23 protein-coding genes are annotated in these 26,602 nt (G+C 57.5%); 14 read left to right on the top strand and 9 right to left on the bottom strand.

The annotated features are described in order from the left end of the window. Positions 1-292: 292 nt before the first annotated feature. A complete protein-coding gene (locus F6X24_RS07070; RefSeq protein ID WP_151087335.1) occupies positions 293-2,848 on the top strand; it encodes a T9SS type A sorting domain-containing protein in 2,556 nt (851 codons plus the stop codon). Positions 2,849-2,918: 70 nt separating this feature from the next. Here the strand turns inward: F6X24_RS07070 and F6X24_RS07065 are convergent, their stop codons facing one another. The 3 genes from F6X24_RS07065 to F6X24_RS07055 all read right to left on the bottom strand — a co-directional run bounded on the left by F6X24_RS07065 (position 2,919) and on the right by F6X24_RS07055 (position 4,749). Next, positions 2,919-3,557 (bottom strand): hypothetical protein, encoded by a 639-nt coding sequence (locus F6X24_RS07065; RefSeq protein ID WP_151087334.1) that lies wholly within the window; start codon positions 3,555-3,557, stop codon positions 2,919-2,921. Positions 3,558-3,697: 140 nt separating this feature from the next. Continuing rightward, entirely contained in the window at positions 3,698-4,174 is a 477-nt protein-coding gene (locus F6X24_RS07060; protein ID WP_151087333.1) for a YybH family protein, read from the bottom strand. Between the two features lie 92 nt (positions 4,175-4,266). Further along, positions 4,267-4,749, bottom strand: a complete 483-nt coding sequence (locus tag F6X24_RS07055; protein WP_229725494.1) for a YMGG-like glycine zipper-containing protein — start codon at positions 4,747-4,749, stop codon at positions 4,267-4,269. A gap of 178 nt (positions 4,750-4,927) precedes the next feature. Here F6X24_RS07055 and F6X24_RS07050 point away from each other — a divergent pair, with 178 nt between their 5' ends. Beyond that, complete coding sequence (locus F6X24_RS07050) at positions 4,928-6,046, top strand: AI-2E family transporter (protein ID WP_151087331.1); 1,119 nt, start codon at positions 4,928-4,930, stop codon at positions 6,044-6,046. A gap of 317 nt (positions 6,047-6,363) precedes the next feature. After that, positions 6,364-8,805, top strand: coding sequence for a M4 family metallopeptidase (locus F6X24_RS07045; protein WP_151087330.1), 2,442 nt, complete (start codon positions 6,364-6,366; stop codon positions 8,803-8,805). Positions 8,806-8,882: 77 nt separating this feature from the next. Here the strand turns inward: F6X24_RS07045 and F6X24_RS07040 are convergent, their stop codons facing one another. Next, entirely contained in the window at positions 8,883-9,311 is a 429-nt protein-coding gene (locus F6X24_RS07040) for a hypothetical protein (RefSeq protein ID WP_151087329.1), read from the bottom strand. A gap of 201 nt (positions 9,312-9,512) precedes the next feature. After that, entirely contained in the window at positions 9,513-11,549 is a 2,037-nt protein-coding gene (locus F6X24_RS07035) for an RICIN domain-containing protein (protein ID WP_151087328.1), read from the bottom strand. A 174-nt stretch (positions 11,550-11,723) separates the two neighbouring features. Here F6X24_RS07035 and F6X24_RS07030 point away from each other — a divergent pair, with 174 nt between their 5' ends. Beyond that, complete coding sequence (locus F6X24_RS07030; protein WP_151087327.1) at positions 11,724-11,933, top strand: hypervirulence associated TUDOR domain-containing protein; 210 nt, start codon at positions 11,724-11,726, stop codon at positions 11,931-11,933. Positions 11,934-12,016: 83 nt separating this feature from the next. On the opposite strand, the gene F6X24_RS07025 is transcribed toward F6X24_RS07030, so the two are convergent. Continuing rightward, entirely contained in the window at positions 12,017-13,597 is a 1,581-nt protein-coding gene (locus tag F6X24_RS07025; protein WP_151087326.1) for an amino acid permease, read from the bottom strand. Between the two features lie 246 nt (positions 13,598-13,843). Here F6X24_RS07025 and F6X24_RS07020 point away from each other — a divergent pair, with 246 nt between their 5' ends. The 6 genes from F6X24_RS07020 to F6X24_RS06995 all read left to right on the top strand — a co-directional run bounded on the left by F6X24_RS07020 (position 13,844) and on the right by F6X24_RS06995 (position 20,270). Further along, entirely contained in the window at positions 13,844-14,212 is a 369-nt protein-coding gene (locus F6X24_RS07020; protein ID WP_151087325.1) for a hypothetical protein, read from the top strand. Positions 14,213-14,379: 167 nt separating this feature from the next. Next, the gene (locus F6X24_RS07015; RefSeq protein WP_151087324.1) at positions 14,380-14,805 is read left to right on the top strand and encodes a hypothetical protein; all 426 of its coding nucleotides are present in this window, start codon (positions 14,380-14,382) and stop codon (positions 14,803-14,805) included. A gap of 184 nt (positions 14,806-14,989) precedes the next feature. Beyond that, complete coding sequence (locus tag F6X24_RS07010; protein WP_151087323.1) at positions 14,990-16,363, top strand: MBL fold metallo-hydrolase; 1,374 nt, start codon at positions 14,990-14,992, stop codon at positions 16,361-16,363. A 397-nt stretch (positions 16,364-16,760) separates the two neighbouring features. Next, positions 16,761-18,011, top strand: coding sequence for a hypothetical protein (locus tag F6X24_RS07005; protein WP_191906488.1), 1,251 nt, complete (start codon positions 16,761-16,763; stop codon positions 18,009-18,011). Between the two features lie 749 nt (positions 18,012-18,760). Beyond that, a complete protein-coding gene (locus tag F6X24_RS07000) occupies positions 18,761-19,336 on the top strand; it encodes a hypothetical protein (RefSeq protein ID WP_191906487.1) in 576 nt (191 codons plus the stop codon). Position 19,337: 1 nt separating this feature from the next. Then, positions 19,338-20,270, top strand: coding sequence for a hypothetical protein (locus tag F6X24_RS06995; RefSeq protein WP_151087320.1), 933 nt, complete (start codon positions 19,338-19,340; stop codon positions 20,268-20,270). 330 nt (positions 20,271-20,600) lie between these two features. Here the strand turns inward: F6X24_RS06995 and F6X24_RS19270 are convergent, their stop codons facing one another. Next, positions 20,601-20,732, bottom strand: a complete 132-nt coding sequence (locus F6X24_RS19270) for a hypothetical protein (RefSeq protein WP_262714512.1) — start codon at positions 20,730-20,732, stop codon at positions 20,601-20,603. Positions 20,733-20,917: 185 nt separating this feature from the next. Between F6X24_RS19270 and F6X24_RS06990 the strand changes: the two genes are divergently transcribed. Both F6X24_RS06990 and F6X24_RS06985 read left to right on the top strand, forming a co-directional pair. Then, positions 20,918-21,529 (top strand): hypothetical protein, encoded by a 612-nt coding sequence (locus tag F6X24_RS06990; RefSeq protein WP_151087319.1) that lies wholly within the window; start codon positions 20,918-20,920, stop codon positions 21,527-21,529. Positions 21,530-21,646: 117 nt separating this feature from the next. After that, positions 21,647-22,498: a hypothetical protein gene (locus tag F6X24_RS06985; RefSeq protein WP_151087318.1), complete on the top strand. Its 852-nt coding sequence runs from the start codon at positions 21,647-21,649 to the stop codon at positions 22,496-22,498. Between the two features lie 37 nt (positions 22,499-22,535). Here F6X24_RS06985 and F6X24_RS06980 read toward each other — a convergent pair whose 3' ends face one another. Next, positions 22,536-23,255: a 2-phosphosulfolactate phosphatase gene (locus F6X24_RS06980; RefSeq protein ID WP_151087317.1), complete on the bottom strand. Its 720-nt coding sequence runs from the start codon at positions 23,253-23,255 to the stop codon at positions 22,536-22,538. 147 nt (positions 23,256-23,402) lie between these two features. Then, positions 23,403-24,515 (bottom strand): glycine cleavage system aminomethyltransferase GcvT, encoded by a 1,113-nt coding sequence (gcvT, locus tag F6X24_RS06975; RefSeq protein ID WP_151087316.1) that lies wholly within the window; start codon positions 24,513-24,515, stop codon positions 23,403-23,405. Between the two features lie 103 nt (positions 24,516-24,618). Here gcvT and F6X24_RS06970 point away from each other — a divergent pair, with 103 nt between their 5' ends. Together F6X24_RS06970 and F6X24_RS06965 are read left to right on the top strand one after the other, a co-directional pair. Beyond that, positions 24,619-24,993, top strand: a complete 375-nt coding sequence (locus F6X24_RS06970; RefSeq protein WP_151087315.1) for a CZB domain-containing protein — start codon at positions 24,619-24,621, stop codon at positions 24,991-24,993. A gap of 14 nt (positions 24,994-25,007) precedes the next feature. Continuing rightward, complete coding sequence (locus F6X24_RS06965) at positions 25,008-26,567, top strand: sensor histidine kinase (RefSeq protein ID WP_151087314.1); 1,560 nt, start codon at positions 25,008-25,010, stop codon at positions 26,565-26,567. The last annotated feature ends 35 nt before the right edge of the window (positions 26,568-26,602 follow it).

The raw sequence follows: 26,602 nt of genomic DNA, 5'->3' as shown, positions 1-26,602 counted from the left end.
TAAATTACACTAAGGAGCGCAAAATAGAGAACGGAATACGAGCGCCTGACTAAAGATGTAGATTAAATGAAGACAAATTATACTTATAATAATCCTATTTAAAATGGCCAGAAAAAGATTTTAAGATGCTCACTATCAATAAAAGCATAAATGCGCTACACTAGCTGCTAACTTTACATTGGGAATTACGACAATAACGTAATTTTCCTTCTATACTACTATGAAAAACAATTATCGAAGGCCGTTTACTGGGTTTTTGCTTCGGATACGCCTGTGCTTCTGCTTGCTGGGGTTGCTGACTCCGGTTCTGCTGCAAGCCCAGACTATTGTCTTGCAGGGCTCGCTGCAAGGGTTTGGCACCATACCCGTTAACCGCACCTCGGCTAGCCAAACGTTTCAGGTGAGCGGCCAAAACCTGGCCGACAACGTGACCGTAACGGCACCGGCCGGCTACGAGATGCGGGTTGGCAGCAACAGCTTCTCGGCGGCTGCCATCACGCTGGCACCATCTGCGGGCACGGTTAGCGCTACCAGCATTGACGTGCGCCTGGCCCCGGTGCCCTCCGGCACCCACCCCGACGGCACCGGCGACTACAGCGGCAGCATTACGGCCACGGCTAGTGGCGCGGCAACGCAGTCGGCAGCCGTAACGGGCAATGCGCCGGCCGGGCCTTATGTGTTCGTGGACCCGGCTACGCTGCCGTTTGGGCAGGTATCGGGCAGCGGCTCGGGCCAGACCAAAACCTTCGTGGTGGGCGGCGGCAACCTGGGCACTACAGCCATCACGCTTGCGTCTGCCCTCACGGGAGGCACAACGTCGGGAGCCATTCAGCTGCGTAACGTGGCCGTTTCGGGCACTTTTGCCACCTCGCTCACCATTGCCCCTGTCAACGGGCAGGTTCCGGAAACGACGATTGAAGTTCGCATCGTGGGGCCGATTGCCAGCCAGAGCAACTTTACGGGCACTATCACGGCTAGCAGCGGCAGTGCCGTAGCCGCACCCAACAATGTGGTGCAGGTAACGGGAAACAATCCTTTTACGGGCAGCAACACTTCTTCAACGTTTACCGTCAGCAACCCCAGCGGCGGCCAGCCGCTGCTGCCATTCAGTACGGTGCCCGGCAAAGCTTCCGCCAGCCAGCAGCTGCTGGTAAGCGGCAGCTTTCTGGTAAATCCTATCACGGTGGTGGCACCTAACAACTTTCAGATAGCGCTGGACCCAGCCTTCCCCGGCCTCGGCGATGGCAGCGCCGGTACCACCACGGGCAACACCATCAGCATCAGTCCGGCCGCGAATGGCACCATCAATAACCAGACGCTGTATGTGCGCTACGTGCCCCAGGTGGCCGGCACGGAAAGCGGCACCGGCATCACCTTCGATAGCTCGCCCGCCACTTCCATCGCGACCATTGTGCAGGCCAACAGCATCGGCAGCGTGCAATCGCGGACCATCTATGTGAAGCCGAGCCCGCTGGTTATCGGGCCCGGCGTGCGGAGCACGGCTCAGCTCATTCACATTCATGCGGAGCTGGTAAGCAGCCCCATGCGCATTTCGGTATCGAGCGAATCGGCCGGGGCACTGGGTAACCCAAGGGGCTATGCCCAGTTCCGGGTTTCGCTGGACGGCACTACCTACACCGACCCCACCGCGGCCGGCACCAGCTACCTGGTGCTCACGCCCGATGCCAGCACCAACCTTATCGACCAGGATATCTACGTGGTGTATGCCCCCACCCGCGTAGGGGCGGCGCAGGCAGTATTGCAATACCTGACGCCCGACGTAACGGCCTCGCCGGCCAATACGCTCACGCCCGTTGTGAGCAGCTTTTCGACTACCGACGCCAATAAGCTGCTTGGTACGACGATTGCCGTAGCGCCCACCCGCGACACGCCGTTTACAGCCACCCGCAACACCGGAGACTCATCGGCTTCCATCACGTTTAACCCCGATAATCAATACAGCGATTACGGTCAGTTTCACATTGTGCTGGTAAGCACCAGCTCCAGCCTCACCACTCCGGACGTGCAGCCGGTAAACGCAACGGATTACAACTCCAGCAACGGCAGCTTCCAGGGCACGGGCCAAAGCACGCTGCAAGACAGCAAGGGCAACGTTTACTACGTGGTGTTTACCGGTGGCGGCCCCGCCACCATTACCAACCTCAACTCGAATACCAACTATTATGCGTACGTATTCGACTACAACAGCACCAACCCGAACTCAACGACGTTTATCAACAACGCCGAGAACTACAAGAGCCCGGCTCAGTCAACCGTCTTCGGGGCATTGCTGCCGGGCTCGCAGCCGCTGCCCGTGGGCCTGAGCACCTTCCTGGCTCAGCTACAGGGTGCCGCCGTGCGGGTGAGCTGGACCACCGCTTCGGAGCTCAATAATGCCGGCTTTGTGGTGGAGCGTAGCACAAGCGGCCAGGACTTTACCAGCGTGGGTAACGTAGCCGGCGCGGGCACCAGCGCCAGCACCCACAGCTACTCGCTGCTCGATACCCGACTGCCGGCCGGCGCTACCAAGCTCTATTACCGCCTGCGCCAGACCGACCTGAACGGTATCAGCACGTATTCGCCCATCCGGACCGTATCGCTGGCCGGCGAGGCCAGCCCGTTGCAGCTGGTGGCTTATCCCAACCCGGCCCGTGAGGCCCTGCACGTGCAGGTACTTGGCGCTACCACCTCGGCACCGCTGGAGCTATTCGATGCGCTGGGCCGCCTGGTGCGCTCGCAAGCCGCCCCGGCCCCTGGCACCGAAGCCACGCTGCCACTCGATAACCTGCCCGCGGGCCTCTACATGCTGCGCTGCGGCCAGCTGAGCCAGCGCCTGACGCTGAACTAATTGCCCCCCCGCAACAGGAGTAGAAAGGGAGCTGGCCGCGGGCCGGCTCCCTTTTTTATTTCTACGAAGGCTACACGCCCTCAAAATCATACGGATAGCCAATCTGCTGCAAATCGGCCGCCAGCTGCGGCCAGTCCTCCAGTTCGTCTACCAACGCCAGCACCCTGGCCCTGGTCAGCACCTCATGGCGGTACACCGGGGCCACTGCGCTGGCGCTAACCGGCTTCTTATCAGTTTCCTCAGTATAGTATTCGGTGGCCCAGGCGGCATAGGTGGCTGGCTGGTTGTCCAGTATAAACAGTAGCTCCTCCGAGCCATCATCGGCCGCGGCCGCGCCGCCTTGCCAGCCGTGAGCGGGCGTATACCACAGGCAGAAAGTAGTACCGATGGAAGCCACCGGCTCGCCAAACATAAACTCCCCAAAGGCCGCCGGCAGGCCGTGCGTGGCCAGCGCCTTGTCGGGCTGGTCGTACCCGGCCAGAAAACCATTCATAACGCAGCCCTCGGGCCGGAATAAAACCAGCAGTTGGTCGCCTTCGCCATCATTGAGCGCAAAAGCTGCCTCATTTTCGCTCCATTCCGGGTTATAGGAAAAGTAGCGGTACTCCTCATCGGGCGAGTTTATGGCATCGAGGGCGGCCAGCGCCTTGCACAGACGCTGCAAGTCGGCGGCGGGTGGCAGGGCCGTGTAATCAGTAGTCGAAAGCATTTGTTAATAATATTAAATTTTTAATATATTAAAAAGCCGGCATTGCCCTTTCGGCCCGGTACAGGCTAACCGTACAAAAAGCCGCCGGGATACCCCAGCGGCTTTTTGTACGGTTAGTAACGTGCTGCTTACGGGGCCGGCTAGTTGCGGCGCTGCACCGGCAGGTCTTCGAGCTGCGCATAGCTTAGCTTCCAGGTGCCATCGGCAGCGGGCTTCCAGAGCAGCAGAAAATTGCCTTCGCCGTAGCCGGCCGGCTGGCCCGCCGCCACCGGCAGCACATCGACCGAAAACGTGCCCGCCTCATACGCCAGCTTATCGCTCGACTCAGAGCTTACCACGCTGGTTTTCAGGTTGCTGATGCTCGACTGGGTTGCCCGCACCCACTTATCACTTACTTCCGCTTTGCCGCTGAAATGAGCATTGCCCTGCAAAAACTGCACATCATCGGCCAGAAAGCCAAGCGTTTTCTCGAGGTCTTTATTGTTCCAGGCCATAATGAACTCGCGGTCGAGGTCGGCAGCAGTGGCGGCAGTAGCCGTTGTGCCGGCCGACTTGCTGCAAGCAGCCAGCAGCGGCAGTGCCCCTATTAACACAAAACGGGCCAGGGAAATACGCATAATTGAGGTGTTTTTAAGAAGAATGAGGGAAGGAAGACTAAACCAAAAGCCCAGGCCAAATGGTCTGGGCTTTTGGTTTACCCTATAAAAGCTTACCAGCTGCGCTGGCGATAGGGTGAGCCGGCATAAGGATTGGCGGGGTCCGCCGGAGCAGGGTTGGGCAGGTAGTTAGCTGCCGAGGCCGTTAGCGACGTGCCGGCGGCCCCTGCCGCCAGGGCCGTGGCACCGGCCACGCCGGCAGCCGGGCCATAGCTCCGCACCCCGGTTTCGCGGGTGGTAGTGCGGCTGGCAACGGCCGAGCGGCGGGCAGCCTCCTCGCGGTAAGCAGCTTCCCGCTCAGCTTCGGAAGCCGCAGCTGCGCGCTTTTTCTGGCGATTGTCGATGTGCTTTCCCACGGCGTAGCCGGCACCAGCCCCTACCACGCCCCCAATGATGCCCCCCACGCCTCGGTTATGCTTGTCGATAACGGCGCCCAGGATAGCGCCGCTGCCGGCCCCGATAACAGTACCCTTAGCCTCTGGGCTGAAGCGACGCTGGGCCTGGGCGGTGAGTGTGCTGCCGAGAAGGGCAGCCACCAAAAGAAAGGCGAGAAAGAACCGGTTATTTTTCATGGTTTGGCAAGGAGTAAGTACTCGCGGTAATTTCTCACTCACAAGCACCGTGCCGTAACGGCGAATACCCGAGCTTAGTTACGCAACCTGCTGCCCCCTGACGCGTAGCTTCGCCGGCCGGCCACCAGGTGGGCTTCTTCTTATGACACCCCTCCCACCCGCCCCCAAGCAGCCTACCGAGCTGGCGCTGCCCCTCTACGTAAAAGCCCCGCTTATCCTGCTCGGGCTGGCGCTGCTTGTGCTAACGCTGCACCTGGCCGCCGACCTTATTTTCCCGCTGCTGTTTGCCGCCATCTTTGCCATCATGCTGCATCCGGTAGAGCAGTGGCTGCTGCGGCACCGGGTGCCCCAGTTGCTGGCTATCGGCCTCACGGTGGTGCTGGGTGTGGCCGTCACGCTGGGCCTGTTTTATTTTATCTATATAGAGGCAGTTCAGTTCTCCAGCCAGCTTCCGCTTTTCAAAACCAAGCTGCTGGCGCTTACTACCCAGCTTACGCAGTGGCTCAATGCCCGCTTTGGCCTCACCAACCAGAAGCTGATGAGCTACGTGAACGAGGCCAGCAGTCGGGCGGCGGGCCTGCTGGGCGGCACGCTGGCCGCCATATCGGGCTTACTGGTAATGGCTACACTTATTCCGGTTTATATATTTCTGCTGTTCCTCTATCAGCGGCGGCTGGTCGATTTTCTGACCCAGGTATTTTCGGGCCGGCGGCGCGATACCGGCGTGGCCGAAGTGCTGCGCGAAAGCAAGGCTGCCATTCAGAGCTACATGGTGGGGCTGCTCATTGAGGGCGGCATTGTGGCGGTGCTCAACGTGGTGGGGCTGCTGGCGCTGGGCATTCCGTATGCGCTGCTGCTGGGCGTGCTGGGCGCGCTACTCAACTTTATTCCGTACATCGGGGGCCTTATTGCCATTGCCTTGCCGGTACTCATGGCCTTTGTGAGCAAGCAGGGCTACGGCTATCCGCTGGGCGTGGTGGCGGTGTACGCGGCTATTCAATTCATCGACAACCACTTCCTCATTCCGCGCATCGTGGCCTCCAAAATTAAAGTAAATGCGCTGGTGGCTATCGTGGGCGTGCTGGTGGGCAATGCCATTGGCGGGGTAGCCGGCATGTTTCTGGCCCTGCCCATCATCGCCATTCTTAAAATAGTGTTTGACCGTATCGAAAGCCTGCGCCCCTGGGGCCTGTTGCTCGGCGACGAGGAACCCACCGCCAGAGGCCGCCGACAACGCGTTCAGGACCCAAAAAATGTATAAGATTCGGGCTTTATCAGAAATTATTTTCTTGATATTATGCTATTCCTCATGATTATCAATTTCTGGGCCAACCAGCCGCAGTAACTGGCCTGGCCTGATTTTCTTCAGCCAAGCATCATCTAAAAAGTCTCTTTCCGAAGTGAAAAGGGACTTTTTTTTGTGTCAGCTAGTCGAATAGACTGAACATCAATGGAATCGGGTTGCTACATTACTTCATTTTTAATTCATAAACAATAAATTAGGCAGGTCATGTAATCTTGCTACCTTGCACGGCCTTCGGGCAACAATCATTCTCTCTTTTACCAAACCAATTCTCTATGTTCCACAAGTACCATGCAGCAGCCTGGCTCGTCCTGGGTGTTGCGGCCTTCCCCCATGTAGCCAATGCTCAGGATAACCTGGTGCAGGCCAAAGAAATAGGCACCGACGGCCAGCCGACCCTCGTGCAGTTCTCCCCGGCGGGCCGGGCCCGCTTCCGCTCGGCCGATGCGGCCCAGGTGCTGCGCCAGCACCTGCCGCTGCAAGCCAGCGACGACCTCAAGCCGGCCCGCGTCGAAACCGACCAGCTTGGCTTCAGCCACCAGAAGTTTGAGCAGTACTACAAAGGCGTGAAGGTGGAGCACGCTACGTACACCGCCCACTCGCGCGGCGGCCAGATTGAAAGCCTCAGCGGCGACTTTGAGGCCGTGCCCGAGCTGAGCGTGCAGCCCACCCTGAGCGCCGAGGCAGCCCTGAGCCGGGCGCTGGCCGCCATCGGGGCCCCGAAGTATATGTGGCAGGATGCCGCCGAAGAAGCCGGCCTGAAGGTACGCGACAGCAACCCGGCCGCCACCTACAAGCCCCAGGGTGAGCTGGTGCTGGTGCGCGACAACCGCACCAGCACCGACAACACCGGCCCGCTGGTGCTGGCCTGGAAATTTAACGTGTACGCCCAGCAGCCGGTGAGCCGCGCCTACTACTACGTAAATGCCAATACGGGCGACGTGGTGCTGCGCGATGCCATCATTAAGCACGCTACCGGCGGCACGGCCACGTTTGCCACCGCCTACAGCGGCACCCGCTCGCTGGCCGATGAAACTACCACCGGCGGCTACCACCTGCGCGAGTACACCCGCGGCCAGGGCATCGAAACGTACAACATGAAGAAAGGCACCAGCTACACGGCTGCCGTCGACTTTGTGGATGCCGACAATAACTGGACGGCCGCTGAGTATAACAACTCGAACTACGACAACGTAGCCGGCGACGCGCATTTTGGCGCCCAAAGTACCTACGACTACTGGAAGGGCGTACACGGCCGCAACAGCTACGACAATGCGGGCGCCAAAATCAGGAGCTACGTGCACTACAGCACCAGCTACGAGAACGCCTACTGGGACGGCACCGAAATGACCTACGGCGACGGGGCGACGACCTTTAAGCCCCTGACGGCGCTGGACGTGTGCGGCCACGAGATTGGCCACGCCGTGTGCCAGAGCACCGCCAACCTGACTTACTCCAACGAGTCGGGCGCTATGAACGAGGGCCTCTCCGACTGCTGGGGCGCCAGCGTAGAGCAGTATACCTGCGCCAACCTGGGCCTCACCAAATCGACCTGGGATATTGGCGAGGACATTATGAAGGCCGGCGGCGCGCTGCGCTCGATGAGCAATCCTAACCTGTATAGCCAGCCGGCTTTGTACAAAGGCAAATACTGGTACACCGGCACCAGCGACAATGGTGGGGTGCACACCAACTCGGGCGTGCTCAACTACTGGTACTACCTCATCAGCGTGGGCAAAACCGGCACTAATGAAGCAGGCAGCAGCTACTCGGTGGCCGCGCTGGGCATTACTGCCGCGGCGAAGATTCTCTTCCGTACCGAAAGCGTGTACATGACGGCCTCTTCAACCTACGCCAACGCCCGCAGCTACTCTATACAGGCCGCTACCGACCTGTATGGCGCGGGCTCGACGCAGGTGCAGGCCGTAACCAACGCCTGGTACGCCGTGGGCGTGGGCGCGGCTTACGGTGGCACTACGCCTCCCCCCACCGGCACTACGTACTGCACCAGCAAAGGCAGCACCCAGAGCTACGAGTACGTTGACCTCGTGAAGCTGGGCACCATTAACCGCACCAGCGGGGCCGATGGTGGCTACTACGACGGCTCGGCCAGCAGCACGAGCGTGGCAGCCGGCTCAAGCCAGACCATTAATTTCTCGGCGGGCTTCACGGGCTCGGCTTATACCGAGTACTGGAAGATTTACATCGACTACAACCAGAACGGCGTCTTCACCGATACCGGTGAGCTGGTGGTAAGCGGCAGCAGCAGCAGCAGCGGCACCCTGGCCAGCACGTTTACGGTGCCCACTACGGCCAAGAATGGTACTACCCGGATGCGCGTAGTGATGAGCGACAACTCGGCTACCACCAGCTGCGGCAGCTACACCTATGGCGAAACGGAGGACTATAGCCTCACCATTACCGGTGGCGCGGCTATCGCGGCCACGCCGGCTTCGCTCGCGGGCCCCACGGCCATCAGCGGCGATGCCGTGCTCAGCGCTTACCCGAACCCGGCTACTTCCCTGCTCACGCTCTCGCTCAGCTCAAACGCCGAGCTGACGAAAGTAGAAGTGCTGGACGTGCGTGGGGCTATCGTGCCCGCGGCTCATTACCAGGGCAACGGCCAGCTCGACGTTTCGGGCCTGGCGGCTGGCCTCTACCTGCTGCGGGCCAGCGATGGCCAGCACAGCTTCGTGCAGCGCTTCACCAAGCAATAAGCGAAGCTACCCAGCGCTTTTTACCAACGAAGCCCGGCCAATCGGCCGGGCTTCGTTTGGTTAAGGCCATTTACTATCTACGCAATACTAAGCAGCCAGGCTTCGGCCTCGGCAATAGTATCGAAGCGCTTGAATATAAAGCCGGGTGGCGCGGCACTCACCACACTTTGCGTGGAAAGGCGGTGCATGGGGTTGACGCCCTCTACAATCGCGCAGTGGTAGGCGTGTGCCTGGCTGATAGCGCGAGGTATCCAGTTGGTTGTAAGCCAGCTCTGAGCTTCGGGTAGCAAGGGAACCCGCTGGCCGTGGTCAGATAAGATAAGGTGCGAGGTAGTGCGCAGGAGCAGCGCCAGCGCCTGCTCATAATAAGCCTTAACGATTTCCGTCGTTGTTCGCTCGCTGCTCCACGCCAGCCGCACATACCCAGCCGGATGATAGAACAACTGCCCAGCTTGGTTTTCGAAATAAAGTTTTTCCTGAGCGCGGGGGGCATAAGTATGAAGCAAAACGAATTGTAAAGCTACTCAGGCCGGCCCGCCCGCCACCAACACAGCGCCAAAAACCGGTAGCCCGGCCCGACTTGGCGGCGGTGCGCAATAGTTACCCGCCCGGCCTGCCTAGGTAGCCAGCAGCCTGCCAGCTACGTTTTCAACGTGTAGTAACGCGCGCGGGTTACGAAGCCTGACTAGTTTATACTGCCCTGATTATTACTTGGTTATAACCAGCTCCACCCGGCGATTGAGCTTGCGGGTTTCCTCGCGGTCGTTGGAGAACTTGGGCCGCGAGCCACCGTAGCCAACGGTAGTGATACGGCTGGCGGCCACGCCCTTGCTGACCAGGTAGCGTTTCACCTCGGCTACGCGCTGCTCGCTGAGCACCTGATTTTTATCGGCGGGCGGTTCATTTGAGGTATGGCCTTCCAGGCGAATCTCCAGCTGCGGATTATCCTTCAGCGACTCGGCCAGCCGGTTGAGCGTCGCGTACGACGAGCCCAGCATCTTGGCCTGGCTTTGCACAAACAGCAGGTCGGGCAGGTCGAGGCGCGAGCCTACGGTGGCGGGCGTCAGGCGCGGCTCGTAGCGGCGCGACTCGCCCGCCCGCACCGTAAGGGTATCGACACGCGTAAGCAGGCCGGCGGTAGTAGTGAGGCGGTAGCGACCGGGGGCCAGCGACATCTGGAAGCCTACCTGGTCGGCGTGGGCCGTGCTGCGGAAATCAATCGGCCCGCGTATCATCAGGGCCTGCACTTCGGCCCCGCCGGCCAGCGGCTGGCTGGTGCGGGCATCCAGCACCCGGCCCGTAAGCATGGCGCGCGGCTGGCTCATGGGGTCGGCCGCGGCGGCGATGATGGCCGTGGAGTCTATGACCGGCGGCGGGCCCGGCGGAGTACGAAATAGCTTTTTGGGTGAGGTATCGCGGGCGCCGGTGCTGGCATAGTACGCCGTGCCATCGGGCCCCAGGGCAAAAAAGGCGTCGTAGCCCGGCCCGTTGAAGCGAGGACCCAGGTTTTCGGGCTGGCTCCACTTCGTCCAGCTCTCATCGAGGCGCTGGCTCACGAATATATCGGCCGAGCCATAGCCCTGGTGGCCATACGAGCTGAAGTAGAGGGCCTTGCCATCGGCCGATAGCCAGGGCGCGAACTCATAGCCCGGCGAGTTTACTACTGCGCCCAGGCTCTGGGGCGTGGTATAGCCGCCGGCCCCATCGGGCCGGCTGAGGTACAGGTCGTTGGCCCCCTGCGAGTCTTCCCGCTCCAGCGACAGCAGCAGAATTTTCTCATCCGGCGTCATATAAAAGCCAGTGGCTGGGCTGCTCGACGAATACCCCGCAATGCGTAGCGGCACGGGCCGGGCAGTACCCGCCACCGCCACCCGCGAGGTTCCCTCATCGTGAAAGCCAGCGCCGTCATAAGCCCCGCGCAGCAGCAGCACCGGGCTACCAGCCGCGCCTACTACGGCCTGCACGGCATTGTTCTGGGCCGTATTCAGGCCGGGCGGGCTGTCGAGGTGGGTGGGGGCTGCCCAGGTGCGACCCTGGTCGGCGCTCTGGCTCAACCAGATATCACCGCTCTCGGCCACGCCCTCCACGTTGCCGGCAAAGCGGGTGCGCGTGAAGTATAGCGTTTTGCCATCGGGAGCCGGCACCGGCTGCAGCTCGTTGCCGGCAGGTGAGCTAAGGGCAGTCAGCGGCTCAGGCGCGGCAAAGTAGGGCGGGCCGGCAGCCAGCTTTAGCTGCAGCTGAAACAAGCGCCACTGCTGACTAACCCTCCCCAGCCCACGCGCCGCCACAATAGCCGTATTATTGAATTTGTCGTTGGTAGCCAGCGTGGCTACCCGCCCATCGAGCCGGTTTTCGAGCTGAAAAGAGCCGGGGGGGCCGGTGGGCACCAGCCGCCACTGCTGGCCCAGCCCCCCCGTAAAGGGCCGCTGCACCAGCGGCGTATTGGCCCCGCTCGGCGCCGTGGCGTTTACTTCCAGCGTCAGGCACTGGCCGCTGTGCTTGGCTTCGAGGCGGTAATATTCACCGCCTTCCCGAATACTAACCAGGTGCCACTGCTGGCTGGGCGCGTGGGTAAACTCCCACTGCACGGCCGCCGCCCCGCTCGTGGTGGCAGCCCGCGCCACATCGAGGCAGCGCCCGCTACTGCGGTTGATGATGCCGTACAGCGCCCGGTTGTCGGGCGAGAGGGGGGTTTGGGCAACGGCTGAAAGTGCCAGCAGACACAGGAAAAGTACTCTAACCATGCGGCAAAGGTCGGGCAATAAGCGCTAATGCTTTTTTACGAGCCGTTTGCTTACGTAAAAACCCCGCCGGCCGCCAGGGCCATCCTGGTGCCGCTACCCCAATAAACCCGCGTGGTCCGAATCTTCTGACCGCCGGCAGCGTTAAAAAGACACTATTTTAACTTCGCTTCACGTATGCGCAAAGGCACCCAAGTTAGCTGGAAATACGGCACCGGCACCGCAACCGGCAAAATTGAATCTGTTCACAAAGAGCCCATTACGCGTAAGCTAAAGGGCAGCGACATCCACCGCGCCGGCTCGGCCGATAATCCGGCCCTGCTTATCGTGCAGCAAAATGGCGACCGGGTCCTTAAGCTCCGGAGCGAGGTAACGACGGCCGGCTGATTCAGTTCTGGCTTCCGCCGGAAAGCAAAAACCCCGCCGGCGTTACTGCCGGCGGGGCTTTTAGGATAGTCGACGCTTAAAAACTACCGGTTGTTGGGGTCAGGCTTGATAAAAGCTTCCTCGTCCATCTCCGTAGGTACTACTACGATACCTTTTTGAAGCATTGAGTTGCGCTTACCATATAGGAAATACACTATAAAGCCGAGCAGCATCCAGCCAAAAGCTACTTGCAGCGTAAACGAGTCGAGGCCCACAATCAGCAGCGTACACACGATAGCGCCCATGATGGGCACCAGCGGGAAGCTGGGCGTGGAAAGCGGCGAGCGGAACGGACGCGGCTGGTCGGGGTCAGACTTACGCATAATCCATACGCCAAGGCTCACGAGCACGAAGGCGAGCAGCGTGCCAAACGAGGTGAGGTCGCCGGCCAACGAGCCCGGCACGAAGGCTGCAAACAGCCCCACAAAGACCATCAGCATGAGATTTGATTTATACGGGGTGCTGAAGCGAGGGTGCAGTTCGGAGAAGGCTTTGGGCATGAGGCCGTCCTTGGCCATGGAAAAGAAAACCCGGCTCTGGCCCATCAGCATAACCAGGATAACCGAGGTGAAGCCTAGTAGGATACCTAGCGTGACGGCCGTAGCCAGCCAGCCATAGCCGGGCATGTGCGCCCGGATAGCATAAGCTACGCTGGCCTCGCCGCCCAGGGCCGGGTCGGCAAACTCGCGCCAGTTGGCCACCCCCGTCAGCACGTGCCCAAACAGGATGTAGAGCACTGTGCAGATGGCTAGCGAGCCTAGAATACCGATGGGCATATCGCGCTTGGGGTTGCGTGCCTCTTGCGCGGCCGTGCTCACGGCGTCGAACCCGATAAAGGCGAAGAATACAATGCCGGCGCCGCCGATAATGCCGCCCCAGCCGTGCTTAAACAAGCCATCGTAGGTGCGCACCACTTCGCCAGCCGCATTTTTCACTACGGCGTGGTCCGGAATGAGATAAGGCGTGTGGTTGGCGGGGTTGATAAACTGCCAGCCTACGGCAATAAAAATGATAACGATGAGCACCTTCAGCACCACCACAATAGCGTTGAACAGGGCCGACTCCTGGGTGCCTTTCACCAGCAGCAAACTCAGGGCCACAATGATGAGCAGAGCCGGCAGGTTGATAAAGCCTTGCTCCGACACGCCGTTGATGACGGCGTGCTCGAAGGGCGAATGGCTCAGATTATACGGTATACTGGTATGAAAGACCTCCAGTAGCTTGTTTAGGTATTCGCTCCAGGCAATGCTGACGGTGGCCGCGCCCAGCGCGTATTCCATAATCAGCGCCCAGCCGATAATCCAGGCCACAAACTCGCCCATGGTGGTGTAGGCATAGGTGTAGGCCGAGCCGGCGATGGGAATCATGGCCGCAAACTCGGCGTAGCAGAGACCCGCAAACACGCAGCCGAAGGCCGCCAGCACGAAAGCCAACGTCACGCCCGGCCCCGAGGCCTGCGCGGCGGCGGCGGCGGTGCGCACAAACAGGCCGGCCCCGATAATAGCACCCACGCCCAGGGCCACGAGGTTACCGGCTCCCAGCGTGCGCTTCAGGGCACCGTGGCCGGTCGAGTTAGCTTCACCCAGAAGTTGGGCGAGCGGTTTTTTGGCAAAAATACTAGCCATGCAAAAGGAGGTAAAAGAACGGGTGGGGGAGGTAATAGTAACTATTTTTTCACGTTTAAGAAGGGCCGAGCGATAATCAGCCGGGCCGAAAATACGCTAAACTTCGCGACCAGCCTCCGCCTGGGTTTGGCCAGGCGGGGGCTACCCGGCCGGGTAGCCCCCGCCTGGCGGCGCGGCGCCCCCGTTTTGCCCGCCGCCCAAGGCCGGGGAACCTACTTTTACCGAATTGCTTTTCTTGAAGCTGTTATGAAAAATAACCTTATTCTTACCGCTCTCTTTAGCTTGGTAGTGGCCAGCACCCAGGCCCAGCCTACGCCGGCCGTGCAGGCGGCCGTGGCCAGCCAGGCCCAACGCCTAGCGCAGGAGCTGGGCCTCTCGCCCGAGCAGCACGCCCGGCTGCGCCAGGTGCTGCTGCTGACCCGCCAGCACCTGGATGCCGACCTGACCGCCCACCACGACGACCCCGCGGCCCTGCGCACCGCCATGGCCTTCGACCGCGCCAAATCAGACGAGCTGATTCGCGGAGTGCTCACGCCCGCGCAGTATGTGCGCTACCAGCAGTACAAGGCCGCCCGCATCGGGCAGCTGCACAGTACCAGCCAGGTAGGCCGGTAATAGTTTGTTGGTCGGCAAAAAAGCCCTTTCCATCGGCGTGGAGAGGGCTTTTTTGGGCTTGTGGTTCTTTTGGCTTACTCCTTGCAAACGACCAGGCATCCGGAGCCAGCGCGGCCGCGCTTCCTGCTTTTCTCTTCTTTTTTCTGCTTAAAAAATTTGTTATCCTTATGAAAAAGTCCCTGCTTCTGCTGGCTTCTATGGCCTTTGCTACCGCCAGCTTTGCTCAAACTACGCCTGCTACCGCTACTACCGCAGTTACAGCACACCACGGCAAGCGTCATAAAACGCCCGAGCAGCGGGCCGACCATCGCACGGCTATGCTCACCAAAAAGCTCAGTCTCAGTGCCGACCAGCAAGCCAAAGTACATCAGATACTGCTGAGCCAGGCGCAGGAAGCTGCTACCATCCGGGCAAAGTACCCGGCCGAAGCCCAGCGCCAGGCCATGCACCAGGCAATGGAAGCCGGCCAGGCCAGGTACCAGACCCAGCTGCAAGGCGTGCTCAGTGCCGAGCAGTTTGGCAAGCTGCAAGCCATGCGCCAGGAGCATCAGCATAAAGAGAAAGGCGAGCCCGGCAGCAAAGCCAAAAGCTAGTTTTCCGCGTCCTTTTCCTTGGCAAAACCCCGGTCCGACGGCCGGGGTTTTTTCGTGCCCGATGCCCGGCGGACCGCCGCCGCCAGCGCAGCAATGTTAGGCCGGCTTGTTTATATTTGACCCTGACACCTACCCCGGCAGCCCGATAATCAGGCCTTTAGCTCAACAGCTGCCACTCCACCCCATGCCGCTTCCCAGTAGTAGCACCCCCGCGGTGCAAATTCAACAGTTTTACGATAAAGGACTGGCCCACGCCTCCTACGCCATTCGCTGCGGCCGGCAGGTTGCCGTTATCGACCCCGGCCGCGACCCGCAGCCCTACTACGATTTTGCCGACGAGCACGAGGCCGAGATTGTGGCCGTGATTGAGACGCACCCCCACGCCGACTTCGTGAGCAGCCACCTGGAAATAGCCCAGGAAACCGACGCTACCATTTATTGCAGCAAGCTCACGGGGGCCCGCTACCTGCACAAAAATTTTGACGACGGCGACCGCCTCCGGCTGGGCAACGTGGAGCTGCACGCCATTAATACCCCCGGCCACTCGCCCGACAGCATCAGCGTGCTGCTTATCGACGAGCTGGCCCAAACCCGCGCCGTGTTTACCGGCGACACGCTGTTTGTGGGCGACGTGGGCCGGCCCGACCTGCGCGAGAACGAGGCCGTGGGCGGCCATGCCCGCGAGGCCCTGGCGGCCCAGCTCTACCGCAGCACCCGCCAGAAGCTGATGGCCCTGCCGCCCACTACGCGCGTGTACCCGGCCCACGGCCCCGGTTCGCTCTGCGGCAAAGCCACCAGCCCCGACCTCGACAGTACCATTGGCAAGGAGCTGGCTACCAACTACGCGCTGCAACCCATGTCGGAGCAGGAGTTTGTGAAGGTGCTGCTGGCCGACCAGCCCTTTGTGCCCAAATATTTCGGCCACGGCGTGCAGCTTAACAAACTAGGCGCCCCCAATTTTGAAGACAGCGTGCGGGCCGTGCCACGCCTCAATCCTCACGCGGCGCTCCAGCCCGGCGTATTAGTGATTGACACCCGGCCGGCCGCCAAATTTCGCGCCGGCCACCTGCCCGGCGCCATCAACCTGCAGGATGGCGGCAAGTTCGAAACCTGGCTGGGCTCCATCGTTGGCCCCCAGGAAAAGTTCTACCTGCTGGCCGATACCCAGATTCAGCTCGACGCGGTGATTCGGAAGACGGCTAAAATCGGCTACGAAGGCAATATTAAGGGCGCCCTGCTGGCGCCCAGCGTGCAGCCCGCCACCAGCCCCACCGTCGAGGTTGCGGCTGTGCGCCAGCACCCCGAAACATTCACTATTGTCGATATTCGCAACCGCACCGAGGCGCACGGCAAGCTCTTCCCCAGCGCCCTGCTCATTCCGCTACCCGAGCTGCGCGAGCGCATAAGGGAGATTCCGACCGATAAGCCTGTGCTGGTGCACTGCGCCGGCGGCTACCGCTCGGCGGCCGGGGCCAGCATCATTCAGGCGGCGCTGCCGGGCCTGGAAGTGCTGGACCTGGGCGAGGCCGTGACGGAGTTTGCGCCAGCGAACAGCTAATATAATTACGGGCTATAACACGCGTAGCTGCTATCAGCCGCCCGACTCCACACACTTACTAAATAGCATCTAACTCCAGTATAATTTTTAACATTCTTGGTCAATTATTTATATGTTTGCACTTGGATAGCCTACAGTCTCTAAGCACAAGCAGATGCGAATACATTCTACTTCTCTCGCAAGAATTTTAGCAAGTTTTTTGGTGGCTATACTGGCCTCCTGCTCTCAACAACACATTGAGCCAAACCCGGCGGCCTCAACGCTCGGGCTGACTATCGTAGAGGCACAGGCATGGTACCAAAGTACTTATCCAACAGCAATCCCTAAAAGCACGCGTCTGCTTTGGACAAAAGCAGTAAGCATTGGGACGCAGACTACTCCGCTGCTAGTTGTGCCAATGGCCAATGACCCCGGAGCCTTCACTGGTAATCCCTGGCAAGGCTTTCGCTACCTATTTATAGCCCGAACGCCTGACCAAGCTCTGCATGGTAGCATTGCCGAGCTTCTATTGAAGCCAGCTGGTATGCCGGTCGATACGCTGGCCTTACTTACCAGCCTCTACCACGGCTATCAACAGCCATCTTTGGCTATTCCCACTCACGCAGCTGGAATATTTTTACTCTATTCGGCTGGTTATCACTATCTAAATGGACGCAGGTTTAGTGATGGAGCCCTACTGCCGGGCCAGGTTAAGCTATGGTTTCAAGGGGTGGAGGTTAGTACTGCTAAAGCTTCTACCGCTGCAACCGATAAGCAGAAAAGAGCAAGTACTAATAAAGTAAATAGCTGTATGTTCTATTACAACGCTATTACGGGCGAGTACTTAGGCTCTTCGGCTGGATGTGGGCTCTCCGATGATAGCGGCGGCTATAACAGTGGCGATGGCTCCCCTACTGGCCCCGGTGACTACGGCGGCACTCCCGGCAACGGCGGCAACAGCCCTAATGACCCTGGTAGTGGGCCTCAGGGGCCACCGAACAGCCCTACAAACAGCTTAGCAGTTATCAATAACTTAACACCATGCCTTACTCAATCATATAATTCATTAAAGGGTGCCATTTTATTATATAGCAGTCAAACATCTATCAATGGCACTAACTCCGTTTTTCTACCAATTACTTATTTCAATAGTTTAACTGATAATTGGCAACTTAACGTTGGCACTCTCCCGCCTGGCTGGCTCGGTAGCACCATTTCTTCTTATCCAAATAATACCGTTACAACGACCTTCGATGCTCAACAGTTACAAAACGCGACTGATTTAAGTGTTATGGCAACGATGATGCACGAGTCGGTACACGCCTATCTAGTTGCCTATTATTCAAACGACCCGACTAAATTTGGCATGGAGTACCCAGACTTGATAGATGCATTCATCTACCAATCTCCTTCAGGGCAGAATAACACGCAGCACAATCAAATAGTAACGAGCTTTAAAAACGATATCGGCCAAGTCCTTTATATATACGGTACCCAATTAGGCTACAATGTTAGTTTGCAGTATTGCCAGGATTTGGCGTGGAATGGGTTGGGAAGGACTTCCGCTTACCAAGCCCTCTCACAGCAAGAAAAAACTCGTATCGCTGCCGCTATCAATCAGGAATTAGGTGGTGTGAATGCCTTGGGCCTTAAACCGAGTGGTTGTTAAGTTATACTATGAGAGCTATACCATTTTCCTCTCTTGCCGTCGCTGTCTGCGCACTTTCCAGCTTCGGCTTCCGCCACACCCCGCCCTGCCAGTGCGAGAAAATGGTCTATCATAGGAAGAAAAGTATTTTACCTTGTATAGTAGGTGTTCTACAGGACAGCGCCTCCCGAAAACCGCTGAGCGTAGGCGCATTAGTAATTGATGGCGTAGTCGTGCGAACTGATAAAAAGGGGCGTACTTATACAGAGGTAAGGTCGGGAAAGCATGAAGTAGTGGCAAAGGCTTTTACCTATGCTTTTTGTACTCAAACATTACGCATTCAGCAGGGAGACTCAATCGTGTGTCTGTTTCATATGCAATGGAGTCGGAAACAATCGGATGGTCCGCGAGATTATATCCATTAAGTAAGGGGCTACTGAGTTTAATTAAGCGCATAAATTGGGAGGCATTGACTTAGCCAACCAGGCAAGGCAAACAGTTGCCTGCTCTATTACAATTCAATCACGGGCGAGTACTTAGGCTCTTCGGCTGGATGTGGGCTCTCCGATGATAGCGGCGGCTATAACAGTGGCGATGGCTCCCCTACTGGCCCCGGTGACTACGGCGGCACTCCCGGCAACGGCGGCAACAGCCCTAATGACCCTGGTAGCGGGCCTCAGGGGCCATTGCCTGGCGGCAGTGCACCTAACTCAACTAACACTATAATAAGCACTAATTTAAAGCCCTGTGCCCAAACCATTCTGTCTTCATTGCAAGGAGCGAATGGAAATGATATAGGTAGGCTTTTTAATTTCTTCACGAAGTCATCAATCATTTGGAATATACAAAATGCTTACATCCCAAATGACACGAATGGCAGACAAGTGAATGCTTTAACTAGCCAATGGGATGGGATGCCTTCTGACTACTTAAGCACTACTCTTAACACAACTTTCGTAAACAATGCTACTGATGTTGCAGTAGGAAGAACATTGATTCATGAATCATTACATGCATATCTTATACAGTGGGGATATTCGCAGGGGATGAATGCTAATACGACAATGGCTCAATTAGTAGATGGATACTTAGGAAGCCTGAGTCCCAACGACATCGCCGCTCAACATGACGCAATGGCTAATATTATCAACCAAATGGCACTTGCATTACAAGCTAAATTCCCTAACCTTGATTTAAATTATGCTCAAAACTTATTTTGGGCGGGTCTGACCGAAACAGCAGCTTACAATACTCTCTCTGATGACCAAAAGTCAGTTATAGCTTCCGCAAATGCTGCGGAGACTTATAGTCAAGCTTCGGCCAAAGGCAGTAAAGCATGTAACTAAGATGAAAAAGTCATTTATTTTTTATTTACTGATGCTAAATATTGGCATTAGCAACGCGCAACACCTTGCGCAGTCTAAGACGCAGCCGCTGCATTTATTCCTTGCTAATGTGTACGTAACAATTCCCGCCCAGGAATTAAAAGCAACTCTTGTAAAAACGAAACGAAATGCACTGAATACCACCCAATACGTAGACCTAATAAACATTATACTTCCAAACGACTTCGTCAGAAATAAGCTGGTTGACACTAAAGACATAGGTGACACAGGATTATTTACACATGACCAGCTACTTATTTGCTTTGCGGTTTTACCTGATTTACGCACTGGGAATGTAACGTGGGTACCATTTAGCCCCGACTCTGTTCCAGCATCAAGGCAAGTTGCCTGGCGCGACATAGCTGATGACTGTTATACCCGGCTGTTTAATTATGAGGCACTGGGCGGGCCAGCTATTGACTGGTCTCGAAGGCGTTTGGATTTGCGCCCTGTAATTAAAAAAGGTAATCAGTATTTCACTACGAACCAGACAGTGCTAACAGAATATTTCTTATTGCGCAATATGCCTACCTGGTATCCAACTAGCGGTGATAATGCAACAATTAACTGCTTAGCTCACCCCTTTACACCTGCCGATTACGCCGCTGAATCAATGCGCATAACAGATTCGATACTGAAAGGGCAGGAAGTACCGCGGCTTCGTGGAGAGCTTACGACAAAGTTATTGCTGCAAAAAGTAGAGAACAACATTTATACTTTTTGGTCACTGCCACCTAAAATTTTTGATGCAAATATTGCTTCTTTTGGAGCAGGAGAACTAAAATTCCAACCTGAGATTGGCCTAATAAGCGGGAAATACTCTCAATATTTCGGGCTTGATAGCAACGACATGCATAATATATTTTTTGATTTAATCTCTATACAAAAAATATAACCAAGTTGATAATGCTCATTATTATATAAAATCATCAATAAGTATAATATTTAAATTATAATACTTTAATATTGAATAATTATTCATGAAAGTTATTATTTTTAACAATAAGCTATGGTAGTAAATAGTTAAAGATGAATGCACTAGGATTTTTTATTAATATCATTTCTTATGAAAGACCTATACTAGTTCGCATGGGTTTTATCCGCGTGTATGTTTGCAGCGACAATTTTGCTCCTAGCGTCAGCTAATAACTCTGCAAGTTAGCCACGTTTAGTTATCCTAACTGAGCAGCGCTCATACTTAGACTATAGCGCGTAAATAATTCTCTTACCCCCGCACCAAACTATCCCCTCGCCACAGCGGCAGAATCTCGGGGTGGGTATCGACGTTCATGCAAAAAGTGAAGTCGTCGTGGGCTTCGAGCGCGTTGAGGCCGCGCACGGCGGCCGACTGTAACAAGTAGTGAGGTCAGGTGGCCCCGGCGACTACGGCGGCACTCCCGGCAACGGCGGCAACAGCCCTAATGACCCCGGCAGCGGGCCTCAGGGGCCATTGCCTGGCGGCAGTGCACCGACGGCAATTACGACTATCGTAAGTGATGGCCTTAACCTTGTATTCAACCCATCCTTGCGGCTCTGCAGGGGTTGAAAGGCAATGACATAGCGGGCATTTTTTCCCTGTTAGGGAACAATATAGCTATCACCTGGACGATTACGAGTGGCAATATTCCTGTTGACCCTAAGTATCCAGCAGGAAGCATAAACGCACGGACGGAAAGCGCAAATAGTAACCCGCCTCAATTTACTACTACTGTTGACCTGACCTTTACTTCGCAAGCAACTAATCTTGCTGTAGCCAGAACGTTAATTCACGAGTCTCTCCACGCCTACCTGGAAAAGTGGGGGCAGGGTAAAAATCTGGACTCGAATGCGACAATAGACGACTTGCTTGACAGGTATGTAGGGTCGATGGATTTAAAAGAGGCGGAGCAGCATGACCTTATGAGTTCTATTATCAGTCAGATGGCTGATGCCTTGCAAGCCTACGCTGCCAGCCAGGGCATTCTATTAGACCATCAATTGGCAGAAGACCTGTTTTGGGGCGGCCTGCAGGGAACCACTACCTACCAAAGCTTTTCGCCTACCCGCAAAGACTTAATCGATAGAGAAACGCAGGCAGAGCAGCACAACACATCTTACCCAAATCCCAGCAATGGCCTTATCATTAAGGCGCAGGGCAGCCAAGCATGTCCGTAGGTATAATTTTTTAGCTCGTCTTTTATTATGAATTTACTTATCAGAGCAGCACTGCTTTTGTTTTGCTTCATCAGCTTGGCTGGCCCGGCTAAGGAAGCGTTTGGCCAGCAGTTGGTTATGCCTAAATCCTACATCCTACTCGAATCAGCCAAAAACCGCATTACCTACGTTCGCACGCAGCGCACGCGGCTGGGCAAGCCTGAGCAGGTGGACATCGTTAATATACTGGCCGACAGCACTTATTTCCTGCCTCATTACGATGATGCTGCAACCATTAGGACAAACGGCTATTATTACAGCGATAAGCTATTAGTAACCCTGGCCGTACTGCCCGACGAGCAGACTGGCCAGGTGACATGGGTCGCGATAGATATCGACACGCTGAACAGCCGGGCCAGGGTGTCCTTGGAAACGGTGCTCCAGAATGGCGTGGAGAAACTACTGGCCTACAAACGGCAGTTGCCAGTTGTAAACCTGCTGACGCGTCATCTGGGCTGGCAGCCCATTATCAAACGCGGCGGTCGCTACTATACTACCTCCAATCAAGTACTGACGGAATATTTTCTGGTGCGCCGGCAGCCCGTCTGGTTTCCTGGCACTGCCGACAACGTTACCCTCAACTGCGGGGCCCAGCCCTTTGCGCCAGCCGACCTCGCGGCGCTGCAAAAACGCCTCGTGCTCACCTTTCCCAAGCCCGCCGACCAGCCATCCGTAGCCTGGCAGGTAGCCGGATGCAAACTGGTGCTGAGCAGTAAGGAGCAGCAGATTTACACGTTCTGGTCTATTCCACTCAAAATATTCGACGTAGAGCCTCAGATTGTATATTTTGGCGCGGTGGACCTTAAATTCAAGCCCGGCATCGGCGTCATATCGGGCAAATACCCGCACTATTTCCATATGGACTATGACAATGGCTACAATACTTTTTTCGACACGGTAAGTATCGAGGTGCTGAGTAGCCCAAAATAATGCGAGCGGCGCGGACAGGCTTAATGGCGCCGCCCGGCTACCCCCGCACCAGCCTATCGCCCCGCCACAGCGGCAATATCTCGGGGTGGGTATCGACATTCATGCAAAACGTGAAGTCATCGTGGGCTTCGAGCGCGTTGAGGCGGCGCACGGCGGCCGATTGCAGTAAGTAGTGGGGCCAGGTGGGCCTGGCGTCCTGCCACAGATGCAGGGCGGCCAGCGCCGCATCAGACGAGGCAATATCGAAGCCAAACGTAGCCAGGCGCTCGGCTAGCGCGCCGCCGAAGAGGCTGTCTTCGAGGCAGAACTGCCCTTTCCAGCCGGCGCACACTACCAGCACGTCGCGCCCCTGCGCTACGGCAAAGTCGGCCACGGCGCTTAGGTTGAGAAACGCGCCGCACACGATGGCCTGGGCCGCCAGCGAGCGGCGCAGGGCCTGCGTGCCGTTGGTAGTGCTGATGGCCAGGGCGCGACCCTGCACCGCCAGTTTGCCATCTAGAAAGCCAAAGGGCGAATTGCCCAAATCGAAGCCGGCGGCGGCGACCCCATCGCGCTCAGCAGCCGTAATGCAGCCCTGCTCGCGGCCCAGCGCCGCGCACTCATCGAGCGTGGCGGTCGGGTAAACCTCGGTCACGCCCTGGGCCAGCGCCGTCACGATGGTGCTGGTAGCCCGCAGCACATCCACGATAACGGCCACCTTGCCGCGCAGGTCGTAGAGCGGCAGCAGGTCGGGCGAAAAGCAAACGTCGAGTTTCATACAATCAAAGGGCAGTTTGATAATCCAGCCGTCCGCCATTGCGCGCAACGCGAAGCAATCGCACCGGAACGACACCCGTACGGCTCGTTCTGATGCGATTGCTTCGCGTTGCGCGCAATAATAGAAGGTGGTGAATTTGTTGAAGTGTTATACCTCCTCCGTACCGGGCACCAGCGGCAGCTTATGCACCGTGGCAGGCAGGTTTTTGCCGCGCACCTGCACGAAGATTTGCGTACCCGGCGCGGCCAGCTCGGTTTTGACGTAGCCCAGGCCAATGCCTTTGCTGAGGCTGGGCGACTGCCCGCCGCTCGTAACTTCCCCAATGGCTTCGCCGCTGGCCGCTACCAGCGGGTAGTGGCTGCGGGGCAGGCCACCGGGGCCATCCATCACAAAGCCCACGAGCTTGCGCTGTACGCCGGCGGCTTTCTGGGCCTTGAGGGCTTCACTGTTGGTAAAGTCTTTGGTAAACTTGGTAATCCAGCCCAGGCCCGCTTCGAGGGGCGACGTGGTGTCGTCGATGTCGTTGCCGTAGAGGCAAAAACCCATTTCGAGGCGCAGCGTATCGCGCGCGCCCAGCCCGATGGGCTTGATACCGAATGGCTTACCGGCTTCCATTATCTTATCCCACACGCTGGAAGCATACTCGTTGGGAATGTAGAGCTCGAAGCCGCCCGCGCCAGTATAGCCCGTGGCCGATATAATAACGTCGGGGGCGCCGGCAAACGTCCCTTTTACAAAGCTGTAGTACGGAATGGCCGTCAGGTCGACTTCCGTTAGGGCGCGCAGTGCCTCGGCGGCCTTCGGGCCCTGCACCGCAAAGAGGCTCAGCTGGTCGGAGACATTCTCCAGCTCGGCACCATTCGTGTTGTGCTGTTGCAGCCAGCTCCAGTCCTTATCAATATTGGAAGCATTGACTACCAGGAAATAGTCTTCGTCGCCCATCATGTACACCAGCAGGTCATCCACGATGCCGCCTGCGGCATTGGGCAGGCACGAGTATTGGGCCTTGCCGGGCTGCAGCTTACTGGCATCGTTGGAGGTAGTGCGCTGAATAAGGTCGAGCGCCTGCGGGCCGCGCACCCGAAACTCGCCCATATGCGACACGTCGAAAATGCCTACCGCCCGGCGCACCGTGTGGTGCTCTTCCAGGTCGGAGGAATAGCGCACGGGCATGGCGTAGCCGGCAAACGGAACAATTTTGGCCCCCAGCTGCTGGTGGGTGGCGTGCAACGCAACGGTTTTAAGTGAAGTATCTTCCATAAAGAATGCGAGGGTGGGCAGAGCAGTTACCCAGCCGGGCTGAGCACTTGCAAAGCTACTTCGTACTAAGGCAATACCCCGGCCGGCTGCCTACCTTTGCGCCATGTCGCCCGAAGCTATCAAACAGGATTTTGAGTCCGCTTTAATTAAGCATTTCTCTTTTAAGGCGCGCCTCCGCTCTTTCCTGCATGGCAATGGTACGGAAGAAGGCCCCTTGCGCGACCCCGAGCAGTGCGGGCTGGGCGTTTGGATAAAGGAGCGCCGCGAGGGAGCTTACCATCACCTGCCCGAAATGAGCGAGCTCGACCGGCAGCACCGGCTCATCCATAAGCAGGCTAACCGCCTCATGGACCTGCGCTTGGCTAATCGGGGAGAAGAGGCACTAGCTGGCTTTGGCGAGGTGCAGGCGCTGGCCGATGCCCTTACCACGCTGCTCCAAACTATAGAAGCCAAACTGCGTACTGCCGGGGCCCAATAGCAGGCCCGAAAGCCATGAAGAGTAACCTTACCACCAAACTGTTTGCCGGCTTCTTACTGCTGCTGGGCTTATTTGCCGCCGTGGTAATTGTCAACTATCGCCTGGCCGAGCAGGTATTGCGCAATTCGCAGCGCATGGAAGCCTCGCAGCGCACTTCTGCCGATGGCACTACGCTGCTACGGAGCATCATCGACATGGAAACCGGCTTTCGGGGCTACCTGCTGCTGGGCAATGAGCAGATGCTGCAGCCCTATTACTCGGGCGAGCGCGACCTGCTGCACCGCTTCAACACCCTGCGCCAGGAGCTGGCCGACGAGCCCCAGCAGCGCGCCCGCCTCGACACAACTGAGCACCTGTTTCGGCAGTGGTCGGAGTATACGCACCTGATGATAAGCGAGAAGCGCGCCGTGCACAACCGCAATGCGCAGCTAACCGGCCTGATGGAAATGCCCCACGGCAGCCTGGTCGCGGGGATGTCGGGCAAGCAGATAATGGACGCTATCCGCTTTCAGATGGCCAACTTCGACGCCACGGAGAACGCCGGCCGCCAGCAGCAGCGCCAGCGCCTGGCCAGCAGCATCGCCCGCGCCCAGCAACTGTCGGGCCTGATAACGGGCCTGGCGCTGGTATTTGGCCTGCTTTGGGCCGTGTACCTGGTCCGCCTGCTCTCGCGCCGCCTGCGCAGCATGATAAAGATGGCCCGCCACCTGGCCGATGGCGACTACAAGATGCAGCTGCTAGATAATGAACATGATGAAGTGAGCGAACTGACGGCGGCGCTCAATACCATGGCCCGGACTATCGACCAGAACATCAGCCAGCTCGAGGGCCGCAACCAGGAGCTGGACCAGTTTGCCTACGTAGTATCGCATGACCTGAAGGCGCCGCTGCGCGGCATTGAAAGCGCCTCGCGCTGGATTGAGGAAGACATGGGCAAAGACACCCTGCCGCCCCACATCCAAGAGTTTCTGGGGTTGATGCGCCAGCGGGTTCACCGCATGGAAAACCTCATTACGGGCATTCTGGACCTGGCGCGGGTGGGCCGGGTGGCCGAAGCCAACGAGGCCGTATTTGTGCGGCAGCTGCTCCGCGAAATTACCGACACGGTGGGCCTGCCCGAAGGTATGCACCTGGAGCTGCCCTTCTTTCTGCCTACGCTGCCAACCAACCGCACGCAGCTGCAACAAGTTTTTACCAACTTGATTTCCAACGCTATCAAGTACCACGACCATCCCGAAACCGGCACGCTGCGCATCGGCTGCGAAGACCTGAACGACAGCTTCTACCGCTTTTCGGTGCAGGACGATGGCCCCGGCATTGCGCCGGAATACCACGAGCGCATTTTCGTCATTTTTCAAACGCTGGTCGAGCGCGACACCCTTGAAAGTACGGGCGTAGGGCTGGCCATCGTCAAAAAAATTGTGGAGCGGCAGGGCGGCCGCATCTGGGTCGAGTCGGCCGAGGGAAAGGGCGCTACCTTCTTCTTTACCTGGCCTAAAAAACCCGTCGCCAAGCCCAGCTCAGGCACCATAAAGGCCGTACCCGCTGGCCAGCTAAAGGCGCTGGCTACCTAATTCAAGCATCCTTCACGTCTTTTTTACCGTTAATA

It is taken from the genome of Hymenobacter baengnokdamensis, from assembly GCF_008728635.1.
In the GTDB taxonomy this organism is placed as follows: Bacteria; Bacteroidota; Bacteroidia; order Cytophagales; family Hymenobacteraceae; genus Hymenobacter; species Hymenobacter baengnokdamensis.
This window is presented reverse-complemented; position numbering and strand designations above follow the sequence as displayed.